Raw genomic sequence first — 23,198 nt, forward strand, 5'->3', positions numbered from 1 at the left:
GATCGTGTCGAGGAAGAGGGCGGGTACCCTGCCTGCGACGCCTCGAACCACGTGACCGGAGGAGCCGATGCCGGGATGACGCCAGGACGGCCGCTGCCCGCACAGGACGACGTGCTCGGGTACTTCGACACGCTGTCGAACTGGGGACGGTGGGGCGACGACGACGAGCTCGGCACCCTGAACCACATCACCGACCACGTCCGGCTGGCGGCGGCGCGAGCCGTGCGCCACGGCAGGAGCGTGTCGTGCGCGTGGGAGGTCGCCGTACCGGAGGACATGGAGCGGTCGACGACGACGTGCCCGTGCGCCGCCGACATGCCCGGCGCCGAGAACATGCCGGCGCCCGGATTCCGCAACGACCGCCGCTGGGGCTTCTCGTCCGAGCGGCTCGGCATCACGTTCCACGGCAACACGCTCACCCACCTCGACTCGCCGTGCCACATCTTCTGGGACGGCACCATGTACAACGGGCGGCCGCACTCGCTGGTCGACGCCTCGACGGGATCGGCGTGGGCGTCCGTCACGGCGGCGGCGAACGGGATCGTCACGCGTGGTGTCCTGCTCGACATCGCGAAGGTCCGCGATGTGCCGTGGCTGGAACCGGGGCAGGGCGTGTTCCCCGACGATCTCGAAGCGGCCGAGCGTCGCCAGGGTGTGCGGGTGCGATCCGACGACGCGGTGCTCCTGCGGACCGGCCACGGCCGCGCCCGGCACGAGACCGGTGAGACCGGCGGTTTCACCCAGGCCGGCTGGCACGCCTCCTGCCTGCCGTGGCTGCACGAACGGGAGGTCGCGCTGATCGGCGCCGACACCCCCCAGGACGTTCAGCCGTCGGGGTACGAGGACGTGCTGATGCCGGTTCACGCCGTGAGCCTCGTCGCCATGGGCCTGTGGATGCTCGACAACTGCGACCTGGAGGCGTGCGCGACGACGGCCGCCGAGCTCGGCCAGTGGGACTTCCACCTTGCGGTCGCACCGGTCCGCTTCGCCGGTACGTCCGGCAGCCCGGTCAACCCGATCGCCACATTCTGACCGCGGTTCACGAGGGGGTGCGACGCCATGAAGCCCGGCCCGCACCTGGAACGCGGTTGTCTGCGATTGCCTTTCGTGCCGGACAATGGTGAAAACCCTGGCTTCGGTCAGGGGGCGGCGGGCACGCCGGGTCAAGACCTGGAAGCAATGAGCTCCTGCGTGTCCGCGAGGACGGGCGGACGGCTTCACGCCGCCTTACGAGAGAGGGGAAGGATGGAGAACCGGAGGAGTTTCTCACCGAACCCTGCGGGTCTTTCCAGGCCATGGAGCTTCTCGGAGGAAGTGGTCATCGAGGCCGCCCTCATGAGCAAAGCCTGCGAAGACATCCCCCGTGGGCAGCACATTCTGCACATATTTTCCTCCAGATCGGATCACCCCTACTCTTTGGGCTGTCTGGCTGCAGAGATGGGAGTCGCGGAGGCCGACGTCCGGGAGACCATGCGTCGCATCGACCAGTTCTGTGATGCCTTCGGCCGTGCACCTCTCATTAAAAAATCGGGCGAGGGTTACATAATGGACAGAGAAACGGCGAAAGTTTTCCTGGCGGCCTGGGAGTCCTGGTCCTGACCCCCTGGTCTTCTCGCCCTCCGGAAGTGTGTCCTCCCCTTGCCTTGCGTGGGAAGGAAAGGAAGGCCCGCTCGTCAGGCCGGACAAGCCGCTTCGCTTCTTCCATAGGTGCTCAGGTGGTTCCGGTCTCTAGCCTTGCGACGTCGCTCCGATACGTGCCGTGGAAGGAGTGCGGGGTGGTCCGAGAACTCCATCTCCTCAGCCTGTCCTGACCGAGGAGATGGAGGCGGGCGGTGTACGGCCGGTCGCTACTCGGCGGGAGTGGGCCAGGGCATGTCGGGTTCACTCGGCGCGCTGTAGTTCACGCCGGGTACGTCGAAGCCGTACAGGCGGCGCACCTTGGAGGTGAACCAGTCGATGTCGGCCAGGTCTCCGACGGTGCCCGGGGCGACGGCCTCCCACCGCTCGGTCACCTGCTCCTGGACGAGGGGATTCAGCTCCCACCGGTCCAAGCGGATGCGCCCGTGATCGTCGAGATCGAGTGCCTGGACGCCGGTGAGCAGATCCCACAGCTCGACGGACTGCTGAAGCGGAGACCGCACGGCCTCGCCGAGGACGCCGCGCAGGAGGCTGACGTACAGGGCGATTCCGGGGATCGCGGTGGACGCCTGAGTGACGGCGGCGCCGTTCACCGACGTCATGGCCCTCCCGCCGATCCCGGACAGGTCGCGGTTCAGCGTGAGCGCGGTCTCCTCCAAGTGGGCCTTGGCCGCGCCGATCGTACCGTCCCGGTAGATCGGCGCGGTCAAGTGCGAGCCGATGTAGGACAGGGCCACGGTGGTGAACCCCGGGCGCAGCAGGCCACGGTCGGTCAAGGCGTCGACCCAGAGGGCCCAGTCCTCGCCGCCCATGACCTTGATGGTGTCGGCCCGCTCGGTGTTACTGCCCGGCTCGACCCAGATCTCCTTCAACGCCGGTTCGTCTCCGCCGACGTCGAGGGTCTTGGTGCGGTACCCCGCTCCGAGCGGCTGGATGACCGACTGGTGGGTCCGTCCGGTGGCAGGGTCGGTACGGCGTGGCGCGGCGACGCTGTAGATCAGATGGTCGATGCCGCCGAACCGTTCGGCGAGCAGGTCGAGCACCTGGGCCTTGGTATCGTCGGCGAAGGCGTCACCGTTGACGAACGACCAGTCACGACCGGCCTTGGCGGCGAGTTCGGCGGTCGCGATGGTGCGGTACCAGCCCGCGGTGGCCGTGCGCCGCTCGGTGGACGGGCGCTCGAAACACAGACCGACACCGTCGATGCCGTAGCGGCGGACCCCCGCGATTACGGTCGCCATTCCGTAGCCCGCGCTGGAGCCGACGACCAGGGCCACCGGGCGGCGCTCGCCCTCCTTGTCGGGGACCGCAGGGGTGACGCGATCCCACATGTCGCGGACGATCTTCTCGCATCCGGCGGGGTGAGAGTCGAACAGCAGGAACCCGCGCCCTCGGGGTTCGATGAGGCGTTCCGTCATCGTGTGCCTGTGCCTGTCTGGTGGGGCCCGCGGGCGGGTCGGGGCCCGCGAGGCGCTGAACGGTCATGATGAGGCCATCGACCGTGTGGGTCTGACCGGTGCCCTCATCCGGGGTGGTCACCTGGAACCGCCCTTCAAGCTCTCGAACGGTTCCGGCAGCGAGAGGCTATCGACGTCAGGTCGTTCCACGGGTTCGGATCCGGATCGGCGTGGTCACATGGCGCACGTGCGGCGACTCCGGTCGTCGTTGTCCGCGCGATGAGGTTCCTCGGGCATGGCGCTTCCCTGCCGCGCGGGTGTGTGGCAGGGACAGCGGTCAGGCCACGATCACATCGGCCCGCCCGCTGACCAGGGCCGTGTGCAGGCGGGTCGCCCAATCGTCCCCGTCCCGGTCTCGCTCTCCGCTCCCGGGATGGTCGCCGGTGCCGTTCGTGTGCGGTGCCCATCCGTCCGGCGCGTCCAGCAGGACCGGCAGCCCGGTCTCGGTCCGGATCCGGTCGGCCCATCCCAGCAGGTGCTCCCAGCGCGTGCCGACGGAGCACGGGCCGGAGTGAGGGATTGAGCGGAGGGCGGGACGCGAGCCGGCCGGGGCGCCGTGCAGGTGCAGGGCGGTGACGCCCAGCGCGCGCAGTCGGCGGCACCCGTCGAGCAGCCGCTCGGCCCCGGCGGACCAGGCGTCCTCGTCCGGGCGGCGCAGGCCCGCGCACACGGCCGTGGCCGGGCCTGCCTCGTCCAGCAACGCGGTGACCGGCGCGGGGCCGGGGAGGCCCTGGTCCGGCAGGATCTCGACGAGCCTGACGCCACCGGCGCGTGCGACCCGGCCGACCGCGCCGGGGTGTGTCTCCGGGGCCACGACGACGCCGAGCACCGCACCCGTCGTCCCTGCTGCTCTCGTCGCTTTCGCCACCGCGTCGCGGATCGTGTCCTCGATGTCCTCTATTTCCTCGATGTTCCGGGCCTTTTCCGCGCCAGCGGTGCTTCCCGTGCTCGCGATGCCCCCGGTGACCCTCGCCATCGTGTCGCGCAGGTCGGCGAGAACGAGCGAGACGCCGGTCGGGCGGGCAGGGGAGTGGCGAGGGTCCTCCGCGTCGTGCGGCAGCCGCGCGGCCACGCGGGTGGGCAACCGGAGCGGCCCCAGCGTGACCGGGAGGCTCAGCGCGCCCGTGACCGGGGCCGCGCCTTCCACCGAGGCGACGTCCCGGACCTGTGCGAGGTCCCGGACCTGGGCGACTTCCTGGATCTGTGCGACGCCCTGGACCGGGGTCGTGCCCTGGACCGAGGCGACGTCCCCGACCACGGAGACGTTCTCGGCCGGGGCGGTGTCCGGAACCGGAGGCGACCCCCCGTCCAGGGGCGAAGACACCTTCCCGTCCGGCCCGTCGCGACCCTCCGGGCCCGTCCCCGCGACTTCTGCGGTGCTCGCCAGCGCGGTGAACTCGGCCTCGGCCTCGGCGATCCGGTCGCCGTGCCGGCGGCTCAGCCCGGCATAGGTGATCGCCCCGGTACGGGTGATGAAGTGCATGCCGAACCGGTGCGGAGGCATGTGCATCCGGCGGCCGAACGTCTCCCACCAGCGCATGCTCCGTCCGGCCAGGGTCTGGGTCCGGGCGACCGGCCCCCGGCGGACGGCCTCGTAGGCGGCGAACGCCTCGCCCGGCCGCCCGGCCCGGTGCAGGGCGTCGGCGAGTGCGATGGCGTCCTCCATGGCCAGCTTGGTACCGGAGCCGACCGAGAAGTGCGCGGTGTGCGCGGCGTCGCCCAGCAGCACGGCGTTCCCGGCCGACCAGCGGGCGTTGCGCACCACCCGGAAGGTGTGCCACCTGCTGCCGTTGCCGATCAGCGGCCGGCCGCCGAGGTGCTCGGCGAACACCTCGGCCAGCATCCGCCGGGAGCGGTCGTCGGTCAGCCCCGCCTCCACCGGCGCGTCCATCCCGGCGTTGCGCCACGTCCGCTCGTCGGCCTCGACGATGAAGGTGCTCACGCCCTCGCCGTACGGGTAGGCGTGCGCGGCGAAGACGCCGTACTCGGTGGGCACGAACGGGAAGGTCACCGCGTCGAACGGCGCCTCGGTCCCGAACCAGACGTACCTGGCCGCGCCGGTCTCGACGGTGGTGCCGAACCGCCCGGCCCACCGGCCGCGGTTGGCCGACCCGGCGCCGTCCGCCAGGACGGTCACCCGTCCGGGCCCGCCGTCCGGGTCGAGCCGCAGCTCCCGGTGGAAACGCACCTCGGCCCCGGCCCGGACGGCCTGACGCTGCAGGATGCGCAGCAGGGTGTGCCGGGACACGGCGGTGAAGCCGTACCCGCCGTAGCGCAGGGAAGCGCCGGGCAGCCGCAGCTCCATGTCGGACCACGAGACGCCGGCCCGCAGGATCAGCTCGTGGGTCTCGGGGTCGGCCGCCCGGATCGAGGACATCGTGCGGCCGGAGAAGACCACGCCGAACCCGAAGGTGTCGTCGGGGCCGTTGCGCTCGTGGACCCGTACCGAGGACGACGGGTCGGCCAGCATCAGCAGCCGGGCCAGGAACAGCCCGCCGGGCCCGCCGCCCGCCACGTCGACGTGGAGCCGGCGCATCTCACCTCCCGCGTGCCGCGAGCAGGCCGAGCAGCCGCTTCTTGTCGGGCTTGCCGATCGGGGTGTGCGGCAGCTCGTCCAGCACCTCCAGCCGTTCGGGAATCTTGAACGCGGCCACGCCCCGGGCCGTCAGCGACCCCGCCACGTCGTCGAGCGTCAGCGTGTGACCGGGACGGACGCGGACGAACAGGCACACCCGCTCGCCGACCTCCGGGTCGGGCATCGCGACCGCGGCGGCCTCGGCCACCTCCGGCATCTCCTGGACCAGGGTCTCGATCTCACCGGCGGAGACCTTCTCGCCCGCCCGGTTGATCAGGTCCTTGACCCGGCCGCAGACCACCACGTTCCCCTCGGGCGTGATCCGCACCAGGTCACCGGTGCGGTACCAGCCGTCCGGGGTGAACGAGACGGCGTTCTGCGCGGGCACCCCGAAGTAGCCGCGCGGCGTGTACGGGCCGCGGGTGAGCAGCTCGCCCGGCTCGCCGGGCGGCACCGGGCGCCCGTCCGGCCCGACCACCAGCAGCTCGTCGTACGGGCTGACCGGCGAGCCCTGGGTGGTGTGGGCCACCTCGTCGGGCGCGTCGGCCGGGGTGTAGCAGATGAGGCCCTCGGCCATGCCGTACACCTGCTGCAGCCGGCAGCCCAGCGCCGGGCCGATCCGCGCGGCGACCTCCGGCGAGAGCACGGACCCGCCGACGTGGACGTGGCGCAGGCTGGACAGGTCGTGACCGCTGTCCCCGGCCGCCTCCACCCACTTGAGCACCACGGCCGGGACCGCGGAGGTGGCGGTGACGCCCTCGGCCTCGACGGCCGCGAACACCGCCTCCGGCCGGGGCGACGGCAGCAGGACGACGCGGCCCCCGGCGTGCAGCGCCCCCAGGACGCCGGGACTGGCCAGCGCGAAGTTGTGGGCGGCCGGGAGCACCGCCAGGTACACGGTGCCCGCGTCGAACCCGCACACCTCGGCGCAGCGCCGGAAGTTGTACTCGTAGTCGTTGTGCGTGCGGCCGATCACCTTGGGCACGCCCGTGGTGCCCCCCGACAGCAGGAACACCGCGACGTCACCGGGGTCGGGCGCCCGATCGTCCAGCCACCGGCGCCGGCGCTCGACGTCGCCGTCCGGCCGCATCAGGGCGCGCACGTCCACGCCGCCCGGCCGTACCTTCTCGCCCACGACCAGCACCCGCGCCGGTCCGGGCAGCGTGTCCGCCACCCGGTGGGCCAGCTCCTGGTGGTCGTAGCCGCGCCAGTCGTCCGGTACGACCAGGGCCTTGGCCCCGACGTGCGCGCCGATCGAGGCCAGCTCGTGCTCGCGGTGCGCCGGAAGCATCATCACCGGCACCACGCCCAGCCGCAGGCAGGCCAGGGTGACCACGACGAACTCCCACCGGTTGGGGAGCTGCAGCAGGACCGTGTCACCGGCGGCGAACCCGAGCCCGGCGAGCCCCTCGGCCAGGGCGTCGGAACGCAGCGCCAGGTCCCGGTAGGTCAGGCGGTGCTCTCCGTCGACCACCGCGACCCTCTCGCCCCGTGATTCCGCCCATTCCCACGGCAGGGAGCCCAGCGGGCGGTCGCGCCAGCATCCCGCCTCGCGGTAGGCGCGGGCCAGGTCGTCGGGCCAGGGCACGGCACCCTCGGGCCTCATCGTGTGCTCCTCTCACTGATCGGTGCGCTCCCGTCGACCCGTTCGGCCAGCAGGGAGGCGATCGCGTCGATGGTGGGCCGGTCCCAGAACAGCGTCGCGGGCAGCGGGATGCGGAAGCGCCGCTCCAGCCCCCGGCGGATCCGGGCCGTCATGACCGACTCCAGGCCCATCTCCACCAGGGGGCGGCGCGGGTCCAGCTCGGCCGCGGCGAGCTTGGTCTCCGCGGCCACCTGAAGGCGGATCTCCTCGGCGAGGACCTCGTGCAGCTCGGTCCCCTTCAGGCCGGCCCAGCGCGGGGCCCCGGCGTCGGTCCCGGGCTCCTCGCCGGGCGTCTCCGGTGACAGCTCCGCCAGCACCGGCGGCCTGCGCCCGCCACCGTCCACCGGGACGGTCCGCAGCACGGCCGCGTAGCCCAGGCCGTACCGCTCGGCCAGCTCCCAGGCGTCGAACGCCTCCGCGGCGGTGATGTCGCCCGTGCCGCACGCGGCCAGCTCGGCGTCGGTCACCTCCGAGGAGGTGGACATGCCCAGCCCGCGCCAGGAGGTCCAGCCGAAGCAGGTCGTCGCGGCGTCCCCCGCGGCCCGGCGGCGCGCGGCGAGCGCGTCCAGGAACGCGTTGCCCGCCGCGTAGGCGCCCTGGCCGGGCAGGCCGAGCAGCTGCCCGCAGGAGGAGAACAGCACGAAGAAGTCCACGCTCCCCGGGGGGAACAGGGCGTCCAGCACCAGCGCGCCGTCCACCTTGGGCCTCAGCACCGCGCGGATCGACGCCTCGTCGAGCGCCCGGACCACGCGGTCGTCGACGACGCCCGCGGCGTGCACGACCCCCCGGATCGGCGGCAGCCCGAGCGCGGCGGGGGAGAGCGCCTCGGCCGCGGCCCGCGCGTCGGACACGTCCAGCGCGACCGTGACCACGGTGACGCCGCGCCGCTCCAGGGCACGCACGGCCGCGATCCTCGCCCGGAGTCCGGGATCGGCCTGGTCGTCCCAGCGGTCGCGGGGCGGCAGGGCCGTACGGCCGGCGAGCACGATGCGGCGCGCGCCCCGGTCCGACAACCACCGCGCGACCTCCAGCCCGAGGGCGCCCAGGCCACCGGTGACCAGGTAGGTGCCGTCCGGACGGCAGGCCGCGGCGGGCCCGCCGGGCTCGCCGTCCGGCAGGCGCAGCCGGGGCACCGAGAGCCCGCCGTCGCGCACCGCCACGACGTCCTCACCGCGCACGCCGCGCAGGACCTCCACCAGGGCGTCCGGATCGCGCGGGGAGCGGCCGAGGTCGACGACCCCGCCCCACAGGTCGGGATGCTCGCCGCCGACGATCCGTCCGAGTCCCCACAGCGCGCTCTGCGCGAGCGCGCCGGGGTCACGGCCCTCGCGCACGCCCTCGGTGACGCACCACAGCCGGGCGGGACGGGCGCTCCCGGAGCCGGCCAGCCGCCGCGCGGTCCGGGCCAGCAGCCAGGCGGCGCGGGCCGCCGCGTCGCCCACCTCGCCCGCCCCCCGCGGGGCGGCGTCCGGCGGGACCACGACGACGGCGCGGGGACCGGTCAGCTCGCCCTCGCGCAGCTCCTCCGGCGCGGCGGCGACGCGGTACGGGACCCCCGAGCCGTCGAGGCGGGCGGCCAGCCGGTCGCGCAGGGCGCCGTCCGGGCCCACCAGGATCACCTCCGCGAGCTCCCCGGCGGTCCCGGTCTCCCCGGTCTCCCGGGTCTCCCCGGGGGCCGCGGGACCGGTGTGCTCCACCGGCCGCCAGACGAGCTCGTGGACCAGCCTGCGGGGGCCGGTGACGGTCCGGGCGTCGCCGTCGGGCAGGCCGTAGCGCAGGCCGGTGAGCCGGCCGGTCACGGTGCCGCCGAGGTCGGTGATCTCCACGTCGACGGTGTCGTCACCGGTCACGCGGACGACGACGCGCGCCCGCGCCGGAGGTCGTTCCGCCAGGGTGACGCGCCGGATGCGCGCGGGCATGCGCAGGACCGGCGGTCCGGAGAACGCCACCGAGGCGGCCGACAGCACGGCGTCCAGCAGCGGTGCCCACGTGGCGGGCGACGTACCGGAACCGGAGCCCGCGCTCACGCCCGCGCCCGCGTCGGTACCGGGGCCGGAGCCCGCGCCCGCGTCGGAACCGGAGCCCGCGCTCACGCCCGCGCCCGCGTCGGTACCGGGGCCGGAGCCCGCGCCCGCGTCGGAACCGGAGCCCGCGCACGTGTCGGTGTCGGTGTCGGTGCGGACCGTGAACACCAGGCCGTCGTCGCCGCGCCGGAGTCGTTCGACCGCCCAGGGGAAGCCCATCTCGGCCACCTCCAGGGAGGCGAGCCGGTCGATCACGTGGCCAGGCGGCAGCTCCTCGTCGGCCGTCACGTCCAGGACGGGACCGTCCGGCAGCGCGGAGCGGGGTTCCACGACCGCGGTGGTGTGCGTCACCCAGCCGGCGTCGTCGTCGGCGCCGTCCACGATCCGGGAGGAGAGCCGGACGACGCCGTCCTGCAGGACGACCTGGAGGTCGCGCGGGTCGGTGAGGCTGACCGGCACCCGCAGGGCCACGTCGGCCAGGTCCGGCCGGGACCCCGCGGACGAGGCGGCGGTCAGGAACGTGTTCAGCAGCACGGCCGCGGGGACGATCTCCACCCCGCGCACCGGGTGCCGCCCGGGGTAGGGGCGGGACTCGCGGTCCAGGCGGGTCAGCCACGCCCACGCCGGGGTCGTGCCGTTCAGGCGGTTCCTGCCACCGAGCAGCGTGTGGCTCGACGGGTCGTGCCGCCCGAGCGTCCCGGCGCGGCCGGTCGGCTCCTCCGCCCAGTGGGGCCTGCGCTGCCAGGCCGGTCCCGGCAGGTCGGTGAGCGCGCCGTCCGGCCAGGCGCGCGACCAGTCGACGTCCGCGCCGTGGCAGTACAGCAGGCCCAGGTTGGTCAGCAGGGTCTCCAGCTCGGGCCTGCCGCGGCGCAGGGAGTGGGTCACGTAGGCGTCGTCGACGCCCAGCTCGTCGAGCGTCTCGCCGATCGAGTGCTCCACGACCGGGTGCGGGGAGACCTCGACGAACAGGCGGTACCCGTCCTCGACGGCGGCCGTCACCGCCCGGGCGAACCGTACCTGCCCGCGCAGGTTGGCCGCCCAGTAGGCGCCGTCGCGGGGCGCGGCCGAGCGCGGGTCCTCCAGCGCCGTGCTGTACAGGCGGACCGACGGCGGGCAGGGCGGCAGGTCCGCGGCGGCCTCGGCCAGCGGGGTGAGCAGCGGATCCATGTGCGGGCTGTGGAAGGCCACGTCGGAGTCGACGCGGCGTACGGCCAGCCCCTCGGCGCCCCACCGGGCGGCGAGCTCCTCGACGGTCCCGATGTCGCCGGAGACCACCGCCGAGCCCGTCGAGGCGGCCACGGCCACGGCCAGGTCGCGCCGGTCGCCGATGCGGGCCTCGGCCTTCTCGGGCGGCAGGTTCACCAGGGCCATGGCGCCGCGGCCCGCCACCCGGCGCAGCAGCAGCGAGCGCCGGCACACCAGCCTCGCGCCCTGCTCCAGGGTGAGCACCCCGGCGGTGACGGCCGCCGCGATCTCGCCGACCGAGTGGCCGATCACCGCGTCCGGACGCACCCCGCGGGCCCGCCAGACCGCGCCGAGCGCCACCTGCATCGCGAAGATCATCGGCTGAATGACGTGGACCGGCTGCGGGGCGTCGTCGGCGATCACCGCGCGGGGCGACAGGCCCATCTCCTCGGCGAAGATCGGTTCCAGGCGGTCGATCACCCCCGCGAACACCGGATCCTCGGACAGCAGCTCGCGGCCCATCCCGGTCCACTGGGAACCGTGCCCGGAGAACACCCAGACCAGCCCGTGCCCGGCGCCCGGCAGCACGGTCCCGGTCGCCGGTCCCGTGCCCTGCCCGGCCAGCTCCCGCAGCCGCGCGACCAGCTGTGCCCGGTCGGCGGCGACCACGGCGGCCCGGTGCGGCAGGTGCGTGCGCCGGCGCGCCAGGGTGTGTCCCACGTCGGCCGTGCCCGGCCTCACGCCGGTGGTGCCCGGCCCGCTGCCGGTCGTGCCCGGCTTCGCGTCGGTCGTGCCCGGCTTCGCGTCGGTCGTGACCGGTCTCGCGTCGGCCGTGCCGGCCTCCACGCCGGTCGTGCCCGGCCCGTCCTCGCGGGAGAGCAGGTCGGCGAGCCGGCCCGCGTACTCGGCGACGGCCGCGCGGCTCGCCCCGGACAGCGGGTACAGCGCCGGGCCGGCGTCCCGGCCCGTCTCCCGCAGGGGCGCGTCCCCCTCCTCCAGGACGACGTGCGCGAGCGTGCCGCCGTAGCCGTACCCGGAGACACCGGCGCGGCGCGGCCCCGCGGTGTCCGGCCAGGGGGTCGGCTCGGTCACCACCCGCAGCCCCGAGGTCTCCCACGGGACGGCCGGGTTGGGCGTGGTCACGTTCAGGCTCGGCGGGATCTCCCCGTGCCGGAGCGCCAGCACCGTCTTGATCACACCGGCCACGCCGGCACCGGCCTCCAGGTGACCGACGTTCGGCTTCACCGACCCGATCAGGCAGGGACGCTCCCGAGGCCGGTCGCGGCCGACGACCTCGGCCAACGCGCCGGCCTCCAGCGGGTCGCCGACCCGCGTGCCGGTGCCGTGCGCCTCCACGTAGTCGACCGTGGCCGGGTCCACGCCGGCGGCCTCGTAGGCCCGGCGCATCAGGTGGGCCTGCGCCCGGCCGCTGGGCGCCATGATGCCGTTGGTACGGCCGTCCTGGTGCACGGCGCTGCCGCGGATCACCGCGAGCACCCGGTCACCGTCACGCCGGGCGTCGGCCAGCCGCTTCAGCACGACGACGCCCCCGCCCTCGCCACGGCCGTAGCCGTCCGCGGACGCGTCGAAGGACTTGCTGCGCCCGTCGGGCGCGGTGGCACCGGCCGCGTCCAGCACCAGCGAGAGCCCGGGGGCCGCCATCACCATCACCCCGCCGGCCAGCGCCACCGGGCACTCCCCGGCGCGCAGCGCCTGCGCGGCCAGGTGCAGGGCGACCAGCGACGACGAGCAGGCGGTGTCCACCGCCACGCTCGGGCCGCGCAGGTCGAGCGTGTAGGAGACGCGGTTGGCGACCCCGCAGTAGGCGCCGCCGATGCCGGTCCACGCCTCGACGCGGGGCAGGTCCTCCAGCAGCCTGCGGCCGTAGTCGTCCGCACCGACCCCCATGAACACCCCGGCGTCGGTCCCGGCGAGGTCGCGCGGCGGGATGCCCGCGTGCTCCAGCGCCTCCCAGGCCAGCTCCAGCACGATCCGCTGCTGCGGGTCCATGAGCGCGGCCTCGCGCGGGGTGATGTCGAAGAACTCGGCGTCGAACCCGCGCACGTCGTCGAGGAAGGAGCCGCGCCGTGTCACGTCCCGGACGGCTGCGGCGTACTCGTGGCCCTGGGAGGCGTACCACTCCCAGCGGTCGGGGGGCACCTCCCCGGCGGTGTCGCGGCCCTCGCGCAACAGGTCCCAGAACGCCTCCGGCGAGTCGACGCCTCCGGCGAATCTGCAGGCCATCCCGATGATGGCGAGGGGTTCGGGGGATTCGGGGGGTTCGGGGGAGTTCATCGGCCCTCCTTCGTCCGTCATGGGCATCCCTGCGGGGCCTCCAGCGCAGCGTGCGGTCAGTGAAAGGGGGATCTCACCGGTGGCCGACGACGAGCGCGTGGCTGAAGCCCAGGTCCTGGTGGCGCTCCACCCGCGAGAAGCCGGCGGCGCGGACGGCACGCTCCATGTCGCCCGGTGAGTAGGCCATGCCCTCGCCCGAGGCGAGGGTGAGGAAGTACGGCGACACCAGCCCGGCCGTCATCGGCCCGGTGCCCTCGTCGTCGCAGGAGATGTTGTAGACCAGGCACACGCCCCCGTCGGGGAGCGCGTCGTGGCACCGGCGCAGCAGCTCGGTGTTGCGCTCCAGCGACCAGATCTCGAAGATGTGGAACAGCAGGACCGCGTCGGCGCCCTCGGGCAGCGGGTCGGTCAGCAGGTCCCCGGCGCGGAAGCGGACCCGCTTGCGCAGGTCGGGGTCGTCGATCCGCTCGGAGGCGAGCCGGACCACGCTCTCCTGGTCGAACACCGTCACCGTCAGGTGCGGGTAGCGCCGCGCCAGCTCGATGGCGTTGGTGCCGTCGCCGCCGCCGACGTCGACGGCGTGCCGGACCCCGCTGAAGTCGTAGTGGTCCAGGAGCTGCGCGAACGACTTGCGCGACGCGTCGCCCATGTTGGCGTAGAAGACCTCCTGCAGGTCCGGGTGGGCGGTGAGCCGCTCGTACAGCGTCGTGCCGGGGCCGTCGAGGTGCCGCAGCCCCACGTTGGTGCCGCGCCGTACCGCCTCGGCCAGGTCCGGCATGCTCGCGTTGATGACCCGGGCCTGGACGTCGACGAGCGGGCCCAGGAAGCGCGCGCCGCCGCGCAGGAGCTTGCGGCTCACCACCGGGCTGTTGACGTACCTGCCGTCGCGCCGCTCCAGCAACCGCAGGGAGGCCAGCCCCAGCAGCAGGACGCGGGCCGGTTGCTCGGCGACCCCCAGGGCCGACGCGGCCTCGGCCACGTCCATTCCGCCGGAGGACTCCAGGTGTTCGAAGAGGCCGAACTCCAGGGCGGTGCGGAGCAGCTCGAAGGCGGTCGTGCCGTGGATGATGAGCCGCAGGTAATCGGAGTCCGACAGGGTGACGTTACCGCTGGTGACCATCGATGTCCCCTACAGAAAAGCTGGCGTTCCCGATGTGACGACTACTCAGAATCATCGACACGCCATTCACGTCCGCATCTCCGTAAATGCGGTGAGGTCACCGGGAAAGCGGTCCCGGGGAAAAGAACCGCGTCCGGCCGGCGGACGGCGGCCACGGGGCGGAAAACGGCACTGGTGAAGAAGCGGCACAGGGACGGGCGCGTTTACGATCCGGCACATGTACAGAAGATGCCGTGTATGCGAAGGTGAACTGCGGGAGTTCGTCGACCTGGGACGGCAGCCGACGGCCAACGGTTTCCTGCGGCCGGAGGAGACCGACGGGGAGTACTTCTTCCGTCTGGCGGCCGGGATCTGCACGGACTGCGCGATGGCGCAGCTCCTCGACGAGGTCCCGCAGGAACGCAGGTACCACGGCGGATACCGCTACCACGCGTCCGGATCCGCCGGTCACCGCAAGCACTTCGAGGAGAACGCGCTCCGCCTCCTCGAGACCGAGCTCACCGGTCCCGACCCGTTCATCGTCGAGATCGGCTGCAACGACGGGGTGATGCTGTCGACGATCGCCAGGGCCGGGGTACGGCACCTGGGCGTCGAGCCCTCCACCAACGTGGCCGAACTGGCCCGCGCCAGGGGCGTCGACGTGCTGACCGAGTTCTTCGACGAGCGGACGGCGGCCGGCATCCGCTCCCGCCACGGCGCCGCGGACGTCGTCTTCGGCGCCAACACCATCTGTCACATCGCGCACGCCGCCTCGCTGCTGCGCGGGGTCGACGCGCTGCTCGCGCCGGGCGGCGTCTTCGTGTTCGAGGAGCCCTACCTGGGCACGATCACGGAGCGGACCGCGTTCGACCAGATCTACGACGAGCACGTCTTCTACTTCAGCGTGACCTCGGTACGGGCGATGGCCGAGCGCCACGGGTTCGAGCTGGTCGACGCCGAGCGCATCCCGCTGCACGGCGGCGAGATCCGCTACACGCTGGCCCGGCCCGGCGCGCGGGTGCCGAGCCACGCGGTGCAGGAGCTGCTCGCCGAGGAGCGCGAGCGGGGACTGTCGGACCCCGCGACGCTCGGCCGCTTCCGGGACAGGGTCGAGCGCGTCCGGAAGGACCTGGTCACCCTGCTGCGCGACCTGCGCGCGCAGGGGAAGCGGGTGGTCGGCTACGGCGCCCCGGGCAAGAGCACCACGGTGACCAACTACTGCGGGATCGGCCCGGACCTGGTCCCGTTCGTGTGCGACTCCACCCCGTCCAAGCAGGGCCACCTCGTGCCCGGCTCGCACCTGCCGGTGCTGCCGCCGGAGGCGTTCTCCGACCCCTACCCCGACTACGCCCTGCTGTTCGCCTGGAACCACGCCGACGAGATCATGGCCAAGGAGCGGGCGTTCCGCCAGGGCGGGGGCCGGTGGATCCTGTACGTCCCCGAGGTCCGGATCGTCTGAGCCGCCCCGCGAGCCGCGCCCCGTGACGGGCCCGCCGGGGCCGCCCCGCGCCCGGACCGTCACGGGACGCGGGCGGCTCGGCCGTCCCGGCCCGTAACGACGCACGGGCGGCTCAGGCGTCCCGGCCGTCATCGGACGCGGATCGCCCCGGCGCCCCGGGCGCAGGCGGACACGGGTCGAGCGCAGGCGGACACGGAACACCGGACGCCGGATCGTTCCGGCGTCCGGTCATGCGATCACGCGGCCGTACGCCCCGAGACCACACGGCCCGAGGGTCCTCAGACCCCCGCCAGGCTCCGGCCCCGGCTGCGCCCCAGGCGGGCGGGCACGCACTCGCGTACCGCCTCGACGACCCGGTCCACGTCGGCGTCGCTCAGCCCCTGGTGCATGGGCAGCAGGAGCGTCCTGGCCGCGGCCTCGTCCGCGCCCGGCAGTACGGCGTCGGAGCCGTAGGCCGCCACCCGGTGCAGCGGCGGGTAGCGGAAGGTCGTGTAGATCCCGCGCTCGTACAGGTCGCGCGCGAGCCGGTCCCTGATGCCGCCCTCGACCTGGATCCAGTACATGTAGTGGGACGACTCGTGGCCGGCCGGCAGCGGCGGCGGGCAGAGCAGCCCCTCGACGCCGGCGAGCCCCCGGTCGTACCGCTCGGCGATCCGGCGCCTGCGGGCCACGAAGTCCGGCAGGCGGCCGAGCTGCACCAGGCCCACGGCGGAGAGCACGTCGTTGGTGACCGAGCGCCTGGAGAACGACGACAGCTCGAACTCCCACCACCGGGTGTGCTCGCGCATCGCCTGGTCGTACCCGCTGGTCTGCTCCATCCCCAGATAGGCCAGCTTGGGGGCGCGCGCCGCGAGCCCGGGGTCGCGGACGTACAGCATGCCGCCGTCCACGGTGACCATGATCTTGCCGTGGTCGAAGCTCCAGACCCCCATGTCGCCGAACGTCCCGCAGGCGCGGCCGTCGACGCGTGAGGCGACCCCGATCGCCGCGTCCTCGATCAGCAGGACGCGGCGCTCCCGGCACAGCCGCGCGATCTCCACGATGTCGCCGGGGTGACCGCCGTAGTGCAGGACGACGACGGCCCTGGTCCGCGGCGTCAGCGCGGCCTCGACGTGGGCGGCGGTGGGGTTCAGCGTCCGCGGGTCGACGTCGCAGAAGACCGGCCTGGCCCCGCGCGAGGCCACGGCGTTGCCCGCGCCGACGAAGCTGATCGTCGGCATGACCACCTCCGAGCCCGGTCCGGCACCGGCCAGCTCCATCGCGATGAACGTCGCCTCGGTGCACGAGTTGGTGGAGGTCACGTGCCGCGGCCCGACGCCGAGGTGACGGGCGAACCCCTCCTCGAACGCCCTCGTCCGCGCGCCCCGGCCGATCCAGTTGCTCTCGAAGACCTCCCGTACGGCCGCCAGTTCCCTTTCCCCGAGCATGGGCTGGAAGACATTGATCATTTCTTTCATCGGTACCCCGTTCACATGACGGCGGTTTTCCTCCGACGTCCATAGTGATGGCGGGGAACGGCGCCGACAATGAACGGGCCCGATACGGCAATTTCCGATAAACGTTCCCGTGCGGGCGTGCGGGCACGAAACTCCAGGGCGGTCCGGGAATCCCGCGGCAACGGGCGGAGAACGCGGTGAAAGGCGCGGGAATTCGGGGGACCGCCGCAACCGGGAAGGTGCGCGGTGATTCCGCGCCGACCAGCATTGGGGGGACGCCGTGCCCGGGGCGGGGAACGCCCGCCACCGGGGAGGGCGGGACCGCGTGCCGGATCGCCCCGTGCCCCGGCCGCGGCCGCCGACCGGCATGCCGTTGACGAGGAGACCGAGAGGTGGTTCATGGCCGTGCCAGTGGTGGACCTCCCGGAGCCGCCGGGGGTGGACGCACGCGAGAACCCGACCGTCGCCGTGGTCGGCCTGGGGTACGTCGGATCGTGCCTTGCGGCGGCGCTGGCCGACCGCGGGCTGGACGTCGTCGGGGTCGACACCGATCCGGTGCTGGTCGGTGAGCTGAGGAGCGGTCACTGCCGCTTCCGGGAGCACGAGTTGGAGGAGGTCCTGTCGCGCGTCACGACGGCCGGCAGGCTGCGGGTCACCGGAGAGCATCCGGCCGTCTCCGCGGCCGACGTCGTGGTGGTGGCGGTCGGCACGCCGATCCGGGACGACGGGTCGATGGCCGACGGCCAGCTCCGCGCCGCCTGCCTGGCACTGGGCGAGCACCTGCGGCCCGGCCAGCTCGTGCTGCTCAAGAGCACCCTGGCCGCGGGCACCACCCGCGAGCTCGTGGTCCCGCTGCTGGAGCGCGGCGGGCTGACCGCCGGCAGGGACTTCATGCTCGCCTGCACCCCCGAGCGGCTCGCCGAGGGCACCGCCCTGGAGGAGCTGCGCACGCTGCCGATCGTGGTCGGCGGCATCGACGCCCGCAGCACGCGGGCCGCCGCGGAGTTCTGGCGGCGGGCCCTGGGGGTCCGGGTGATCGAGCACGAGTCACCGGAGGCGGCCGAGATCACCAAGCTGGCCAGCAACTGGTGGATCGACCTGAACATCGCCCTCGCCAACGAGCTGGCCATGTTCTGCTCGCTGTACGACGTGGACGTCCTCGACGTGATCGAGGCGGCCAACTCCCTGCCCAAGGGGTCCGGCAACGTCAACATCCTGCTGCCCAGCGCCGGGGTGGGCGGGTCGTGCCTGACCAAGGACCCGTGGATGGTGTGGCGGTCGGCCCGGAGCCGGGGCGTGGAACTCCGGACGCCACAGGCCGGCCGCGAGGTCAACGAGGCCATGCCCGCCCACACCGCGCAGCTCGTCGTCGACGAGCTGGTCGCGCGCGGCAAGGACCCGGCCAGGTCGAAGGTCGCCGTCCTGGGCCTGGCCTTCAAGAACAACACCGGCGACCTGCGGGCCACCCCGGCGCGCGGCGTCATCGAGGCGCTGGCCAAGGCCGGAGCGGAGGTCAGCGCCCACGACCCGCTGGTCGACCCCGACCAGGCCGAGGAACTGCTGGGCGTCCGGCCGGCGGAGAGCCTGCACGAGGCCGTCAGGGACGCCGACTGCCTGGCGATCCTGGCCCTGCACCGGTGCTTCGAGGACCTCGACGTCGCCGCGCTGCCCGTCGCCGAGTCCTGCCTGATCCTGGACGGGCGGGCCTACTACCCCAAGGAGACGATCGCCCGCCTGCGCGCCCTGGGGCACGCCTACCGGGGGATCGGGCGATGAGCGCCGTCCGCGCCGTCGTCACGGGCGGTTCCGGTTTCGTCGGCGGCCACCTGACCGACCGCCTGCTCGCCAGGGGCGACGAGGTCACCGTCTTCGACGGCGCGCCGCCACCCGGCCTGCCCGGCGGGGAGCACGCCCGTTACGTCGAGGGCGACGTCCGGGACCTCGACCGCCTGGCCGAGGCGATCACCCGCGGCGTGGACGTGGTCTACCACCTGGCCGCGGTGGTGGGGGTGGACCGCTACCTGGCCCGGCCGCTGGACGTCATCGACGTCAACTTCACCGGCACCCGCAACGTGCTGGAGCTGGCGGCCAGGGCCGGGGCGCGGGTCGTGGTGGCGAGCACCAGCGAGGTCTTCGGCAAGAACCCCTCGGTGCCCTGGCCCGAGGACGGCGACCGCGTCCTCGGGCCGACCACGGCCGACCGCTGGACCTACTCCTCCAGCAAGGCGCTCAGCGAGCACCTCACGTTCGCCTTCGGGCGCCAGCACGGGCTGGAGGCCACGGTCGTCCGCTACTTCAACGTCTACGGGCCGCGCCAGCGCCCCGCCTACATCGTCAGCCGCAGCGTGCACCGGGCGCTCAACGGCCTGCCCCCGGTGGTGTACGACCGGGGCCGGCAGACCCGCTGCTTCACCTACGTGGCCGACGCGGTCGAGGGGACCCTGCTGGCCGCGGCCCGTCCCGAGGCGGCCGGGCGGGCCTTCAACCTCGGCAGCACCCGGGAGACCTCGGTGGCCGAGGTCGTCGCCCTCATCGCCGAGCTCACCGGCGCCGGCCCGGCCGTGCCGGTGGACACGGCCGAGCGGCTCGGCCCGGCCTACGAGGACCTGCCCCGCAGGGTGCCCGACACCTCGCGGGCACGCGCGCTGCTGGGCTGGGAGTGCGTCACGCCGCTCAGGGACGGACTGCTGAGGACCATCGAGTGGGCCCGCGCCAACCCCTGGTGGCTCGGGATCCCCGACAGCGGCGCCGCCTGACGGCGAACGGCGACGAGCGGGCCCCGCCTCCGCGCGACGGAGGCGGGGCCCGTTCGCGTCCGTCGCGCGGAGGCGGGGCCCGGGGAGCGGGCCGGAAGGGCCACGGCACGGCCCGCCGGGACGGGCGGGGAGGGAGGAACGGCGAAGGCCGGCGCGGGAGGGCCTTCGCCCGTCCCGCACCGGCCTTTCCGGTGGTTCCCGATCTCTCCCGCGTTCCCGGTCCTCTCCGGCGGCTCAGCGGAGCTCGACGCCACCGTGCCGCACGGCCTCCAGGAAGTGCCCCCGGGACAGCGCCGAGGCCACGGTCTCGATGTCGTCGCTCATGAACCGGTCACGGTCGAGCGTGGGGACCAGCGCGCGGACGGCGTCGTAGGTCGCCCGGCCGGCCGGGCTCAGCCCGTCGTGGCGTCCCGAGACGTCCACCGCCTGGGCCGCGGCCAGGAACTCCACCGCGAGGATCCGGTCGTTGTTGCCCAGGACCCGGCGCGCGTTGCGGGCGCCGATCAGGCCCATGCTGACGACGTCCTGGTTGTCGCCGTTGGACGGCACGCTCTGCGTGCTGGCCGGGCCGATCGTCCGGTTCTCGGCCACCAGCGCCGTGGCGGGGTACTGCGCCCCGGCGAACCCGCTGTTGAGCCCCGGGTCCCCGGAGACCAGGAACTCGGGCAGGCCGTAGCTGAGGTGCCGGTTCAGCAGCCGGTTGGTCTGGCGCTCGGAGAGCACGCCGAGCTGGGTCAGCGCGATCGTCACGAAGTCCATCGCGAACGCGATCGGCTGGCCGTGGAAGTTGGCCCCGTGGAAGACCTCCTGACCCGGGAAGAACAGGGGGTTGTCGTTGGCGGAGTTGAGCTCGATGCGGAGCTTGTCCCCGGCGTGGGACAGGGTGTCCCGTACCGCGCCGAGGATCTGCGGCACCGCCCGCAGCGAGTAGGCCTTCTGCAGGTAGATGTCGGTGCGCTGGACCTCCACCCCGTCCCGCCTGCCCTGCTGCACCTGCCGCCGCAGGTCGCGGTGGTCGACCGTCAGGCCGCTGCCGCCCATGAGCGTCCGCAGGTTGGCCGCGCTGTCGATCTGGCCGGGGTGCGGGCGGGCGATCTCGTGGCCCTCGGGCAGGAAGGGGCTGGTCGAGCCGCGGAGGGTCTCGATGATCAGGGCCGAGACGATCTCGGCCTGCCTCACCTGGTCCAGGGCCCGGCAGACGACGAGCGAGCCCAGCCCGGTCATCGCGGAGGTGCCGTTGATCAGCGCGAGGCCCTCCTTGAAGCGCAGCTCCAGCGGGACGATCCCGTGCTCGCGCAGGACCGTCGCGGTCTCGACCGGCCGCCCGTCCCGCAGGACGTACCCCTCGCCGATGACCGTCGAGGCGATGTGGGACAGCGGCGCCAGGTCGCCGCTGGCGCCGAGCGACCCGATCTCCGGGATGGCCGGGGTGATCCCCCGGTTGAGGTAGAGGGCCAGACGCTCCAGCACCTGCGGTCGTACGGCGGAGTGGCCCTTGGCCAGGGCGTTGAGCCGGGCGGCCAGGATCGCCCTGGCCTCCTCCTCGCCGAAGAGCGGGCCCACGCCGGCGCTGTGGCTGCGGACCAGGTTGGTCTGCAGCTCCACCTCCTTGGAGACGTCGACCAGCATGTAGATCATCTCGCCGTAGCCGGTGGTGACGCCGTAGATGGGGATGTTCTGGCGGGCGATGTCCTCGAACATGCGCCGGCTCTCCGCCGCCCGTGACAGGGCCTCGGGGGTGACGCTGCAGGACGCCCTGTCCACGGCCACCCGCCGGACGTCCCCGATGTCCAGGCTCTCACCGTCGAACCCGACCTCCACGCGGGTCTCTACCATGGTCACATTACTCACCTCTGACAATTCATGAGATCGCACGAATCACAGCGGAATGGAAATCACGACAGCGTTCACAGATTCTGTGCGAAGAGCGCCCCGGAGTCCAGCGCCGAGAGTGCGAATATGCTCTCGAAAGGGGTTCATGTTCCTGCCATATTCGCACGGCGGCCGCCGCAACACGGAAGATGCGCGGCCGGACGGCGACGGTGAGGATGCGGTGGACGGATTCATCGGAACCGCCGCCGGGTCGTTTTCCGCGTGCGGTCGCCGCGGCCTGGGCAGGCCGCCCGTTCGAGAGGAGTACCGGTGAGTTCACCGCAGGAATACGACGTGGTGGTGGTCGGAGGTGGACCGGCGGGATCCACCGTCTCCACTCTCGTGAGCAAACACGGGCACCGGGTCCTCCTGCTGGAGAAGGAGAGCTTCCCCCGTTACCAGATCGGCGAGTCGCTGCTTCCCGCGACCGTTCACGGAATCGCCCACCTGCTCGGCGTCGACGACGAGATCCGGCGCGCGGGTTTCACCGTGAAACGCGGCGGTACGTTCAAGTGGGGCAGCAATCCGAAGCCGTGGACATTCGAGTTCGCCGTCTCCCGCAGAATGGCCGGGCCCACCTCGCACGCGTACCAGGTGGAGCGGATGAAATTCGACACCATCCTGCTCGAGAACGCGCGCAAGAACGGCGTGGACGTACGGGAGAACAGCCCCGTCACGGGCGTCGTCGAGGAGGACGGGCGCGTCCGCGGCGTACGCTACCGCGACCTGGACGGGAGGACCACCGAGGTCCGCGCCCGGTACGTCGTCGACGCCTCCGGCAACACCAGCCGCCTGTACGGCAAGGCGGGCTCGGAGCGGAAGTACTCGCCGTTCTTCCGGAACCTGGCGCTGTTCACGTACTACGAGGGCGGAGGGCGGCTGCCCGAGCCGTACTCGGGCAACATCCTGAGCGTCGCCTTCGACCACGGCTGGTTCTGGTACATCCCCCTCAGCCCCACCCTGACCAGCGTCGGAGCGGTGGTGGGCCAGGAGTCGGCGCAGCTCGTGCAGGGAGACCCCGAGGAGGCGATGCGGAGGTTCATCGACGCCTGCCCCCTCATCCGCGAGAAGCTGGCCGGCGCCACCCGCGTCACCGAGGGACCCTACGGACGCTTCCGGGTCCGCAAGGACTGGTCGTACTGCAACACGCGCTTCTGGGGCCCGGGAATGGTCCTGGTCGGCGACGCGGCCTGCTTCGTCGACCCGGTCTTCTCCTCGGGCGTGCACCTGGCCACCTACGGGGGGCTGCTGGCCGCCCGGTCCGTCAACTCCTGCCTGGCCGGCACGATCGACGAGGAGAGCGCCTTCGCCGAGTTCGAGCGCCGCTACCGCCGCGAGTACGGGCTCTTCCACGAGTTCCTCATCGGCTTCTACGACATGCACCGCTCCGAGGACTCCTACTTCTGGCAGGCGCGCAAGGTCTCCAACACCGCCCCCACGGACATCGAGGCGTTCGTCGAGCTGGTCGGCGGCGTGGCCTCGGACGAGATCGCCGACGGCGTCATGGCCCGCGCGCGGATGGCGGCCACCTCCCGGGAGCTGGCCAGGACGGTCGCCACGTTCGAGGAGCAGCCCGTGGAGTCCCTCGGCGCCGCGAGCGGACCGGTCCTGTCCAAGCTGCTGGAGCAGGGCGCGGCCCTGCAGGGGCGGGCCCTGCTCGGCGAGCGGGCCGGCGAGGGCGGGCCGCTGGAGCCCGGTGGCCTCCGCGCCTCCGCGGACGGCCTGATGTGGGTCCGGCACGAGACGGCCTGACGCGG

The 23,198-nt window shown here is 73.3% G+C and carries 13 protein-coding genes; 6 read left to right on the forward strand and 7 right to left on the reverse strand.

The window, feature by feature from the left end; all coding sequences use genetic code 11:
• Positions 1 to 75: 75 nt before the first annotated feature.
• Both ACIBCT_RS15655 and ACIBCT_RS15660 read left to right on the forward strand, forming a co-directional pair.
• The gene (locus ACIBCT_RS15655; RefSeq protein ID WP_399188879.1) at positions 76 to 1,032 is read left to right on the forward strand and encodes a cyclase family protein; all 957 of its coding nucleotides are present in this window, start codon (positions 76 to 78) and stop codon (positions 1,030 to 1,032) included.
• Positions 1,033 to 1,191: 159 nt separating this feature from the next.
• A complete protein-coding gene (locus ACIBCT_RS15660) occupies positions 1,192 to 1,599 on the forward strand; it encodes a hypothetical protein (protein ID WP_399188881.1) in 408 nt (135 codons plus the stop codon).
• Between the two features lie 248 nt (positions 1,600 to 1,847).
• On the opposite strand, the gene fabV is transcribed toward ACIBCT_RS15660, so the two are convergent.
• From fabV to ACIBCT_RS15685, 5 genes are all read right to left on the reverse strand, one after another.
• Positions 1,848 to 3,056 carry an enoyl-[acyl-carrier-protein] reductase FabV gene (fabV, locus tag ACIBCT_RS15665; RefSeq protein WP_399188883.1) on the reverse strand — a complete coding sequence of 403 codons (1,209 nt, stop codon included), beginning with the start codon at positions 3,054 to 3,056 and terminating at the stop codon, positions 1,848 to 1,850.
• Between the two features lie 316 nt (positions 3,057 to 3,372).
• Positions 3,373 to 5,631: an FAD-dependent monooxygenase gene (locus ACIBCT_RS15670; RefSeq protein WP_399188885.1), complete on the reverse strand. Its 2,259-nt coding sequence runs from the start codon at positions 5,629 to 5,631 to the stop codon at positions 3,373 to 3,375.
• A gap of 1 nt (position 5,632) precedes the next feature.
• Positions 5,633 to 7,276 carry a (2,3-dihydroxybenzoyl)adenylate synthase gene (locus tag ACIBCT_RS15675; protein ID WP_399188888.1) on the reverse strand — a complete coding sequence of 548 codons (1,644 nt, stop codon included), beginning with the start codon at positions 7,274 to 7,276 and terminating at the stop codon, positions 5,633 to 5,635.
• Positions 7,273 to 12,819: a beta-ketoacyl synthase N-terminal-like domain-containing protein gene (locus ACIBCT_RS15680; RefSeq protein ID WP_399188890.1), complete on the reverse strand. Its 5,547-nt coding sequence runs from the start codon at positions 12,817 to 12,819 to the stop codon at positions 7,273 to 7,275. The genes ACIBCT_RS15675 and ACIBCT_RS15680 overlap by 4 nt, the downstream gene beginning before the upstream one ends.
• A 73-nt stretch (positions 12,820 to 12,892) precedes the next feature.
• A complete protein-coding gene (locus ACIBCT_RS15685; protein WP_399188892.1) occupies positions 12,893 to 13,939 on the reverse strand; it encodes a methyltransferase in 1,047 nt (348 codons plus the stop codon).
• Between the two features lie 217 nt (positions 13,940 to 14,156).
• Between ACIBCT_RS15685 and ACIBCT_RS15690 the strand changes: the two genes are divergently transcribed.
• Positions 14,157 to 15,377, forward strand: coding sequence for a methyltransferase domain-containing protein (locus ACIBCT_RS15690; protein ID WP_399188894.1), 1,221 nt, complete (start codon positions 14,157 to 14,159; stop codon positions 15,375 to 15,377).
• 278 nt (positions 15,378 to 15,655) lie between these two features.
• On the opposite strand, the gene ACIBCT_RS15695 is transcribed toward ACIBCT_RS15690, so the two are convergent.
• Positions 15,656 to 16,834 carry a DegT/DnrJ/EryC1/StrS family aminotransferase gene (locus tag ACIBCT_RS15695; RefSeq protein WP_399188895.1) on the reverse strand — a complete coding sequence of 393 codons (1,179 nt, stop codon included), beginning with the start codon at positions 16,832 to 16,834 and terminating at the stop codon, positions 15,656 to 15,658.
• A 378-nt stretch (positions 16,835 to 17,212) separates the two neighbouring features.
• Here ACIBCT_RS15695 and ACIBCT_RS15700 point away from each other — a divergent pair, with 378 nt between their 5' ends.
• On the forward strand, positions 17,213 to 18,589 hold the full coding sequence (locus ACIBCT_RS15700) for a nucleotide sugar dehydrogenase (RefSeq protein ID WP_399188897.1): 1,377 nt from the start codon (positions 17,213 to 17,215) through the stop codon (positions 18,587 to 18,589).
• Entirely contained in the window at positions 18,586 to 19,569 is a 984-nt protein-coding gene (locus tag ACIBCT_RS15705; protein ID WP_399188899.1) for an NAD-dependent epimerase/dehydratase family protein, read from the forward strand. The genes ACIBCT_RS15700 and ACIBCT_RS15705 overlap by 4 nt, the downstream gene beginning before the upstream one ends.
• A gap of 234 nt (positions 19,570 to 19,803) precedes the next feature.
• On the opposite strand, the gene cmdF is transcribed toward ACIBCT_RS15705, so the two are convergent.
• On the reverse strand, positions 19,804 to 21,405 hold the full coding sequence (gene cmdF, locus ACIBCT_RS15710) for a tyrosine 2,3-aminomutase (RefSeq protein ID WP_399188937.1): 1,602 nt from the start codon (positions 21,403 to 21,405) through the stop codon (positions 19,804 to 19,806).
• A gap of 306 nt (positions 21,406 to 21,711) precedes the next feature.
• Here cmdF and ACIBCT_RS15715 point away from each other — a divergent pair, with 306 nt between their 5' ends.
• A complete protein-coding gene (locus ACIBCT_RS15715; RefSeq protein WP_399188901.1) occupies positions 21,712 to 23,193 on the forward strand; it encodes an FAD-dependent oxidoreductase in 1,482 nt (493 codons plus the stop codon).
• Positions 23,194 to 23,198: the final 5 nt, after the last annotated feature.

Origin of the sequence: Streptosporangium sp. NPDC050855 (assembly GCF_044456585.1) — a bacterium.
GTDB lineage: Bacteria > Actinomycetota > Actinomycetes > Streptosporangiales > Streptosporangiaceae > Streptosporangium > Streptosporangium longisporum.

Coding starts and splice junctions, on each gene's coding strand:
- ACIBCT_RS15670 (WP_399188885.1), bottom strand. CDS start 5,631: ATGCGCCGGCTCCACGTCGACGTGGCGGGCGGCGGGCCCGGCGGGCTG.
- ACIBCT_RS15655 (WP_399188879.1), top strand. CDS start 76: ATGACGCCAGGACGGCCGCTGCCCGCACAGGACGACGTGCTCGGGTAC.
- fabV (WP_399188883.1), bottom strand. CDS start 3,056: ATGACGGAACGCCTCATCGAACCCCGAGGGCGCGGGTTCCTGCTGTTC.
- ACIBCT_RS15680 (WP_399188890.1), bottom strand. CDS start 12,819: ATGAACTCCCCCGAACCCCCCGAATCCCCCGAACCCCTCGCCATCATC.
- ACIBCT_RS15705 (WP_399188899.1), top strand. CDS start 18,586: ATGAGCGCCGTCCGCGCCGTCGTCACGGGCGGTTCCGGTTTCGTCGGC.
- ACIBCT_RS15695 (WP_399188895.1), bottom strand. CDS start 16,834: ATGAAAGAAATGATCAATGTCTTCCAGCCCATGCTCGGGGAAAGGGAA.
- ACIBCT_RS15690 (WP_399188894.1), top strand. CDS start 14,157: ATGTACAGAAGATGCCGTGTATGCGAAGGTGAACTGCGGGAGTTCGTC.
- cmdF (WP_399188937.1), bottom strand. CDS start 21,405: ATGGTAGAGACCCGCGTGGAGGTCGGGTTCGACGGTGAGAGCCTGGAC.
- ACIBCT_RS15675 (WP_399188888.1), bottom strand. CDS start 7,276: ATGAGGCCCGAGGGTGCCGTGCCCTGGCCCGACGACCTGGCCCGCGCC.
- ACIBCT_RS15685 (WP_399188892.1), bottom strand. CDS start 13,939: ATGGTCACCAGCGGTAACGTCACCCTGTCGGACTCCGATTACCTGCGG.
- ACIBCT_RS15700 (WP_399188897.1), top strand. CDS start 17,213: ATGGCCGTGCCAGTGGTGGACCTCCCGGAGCCGCCGGGGGTGGACGCA.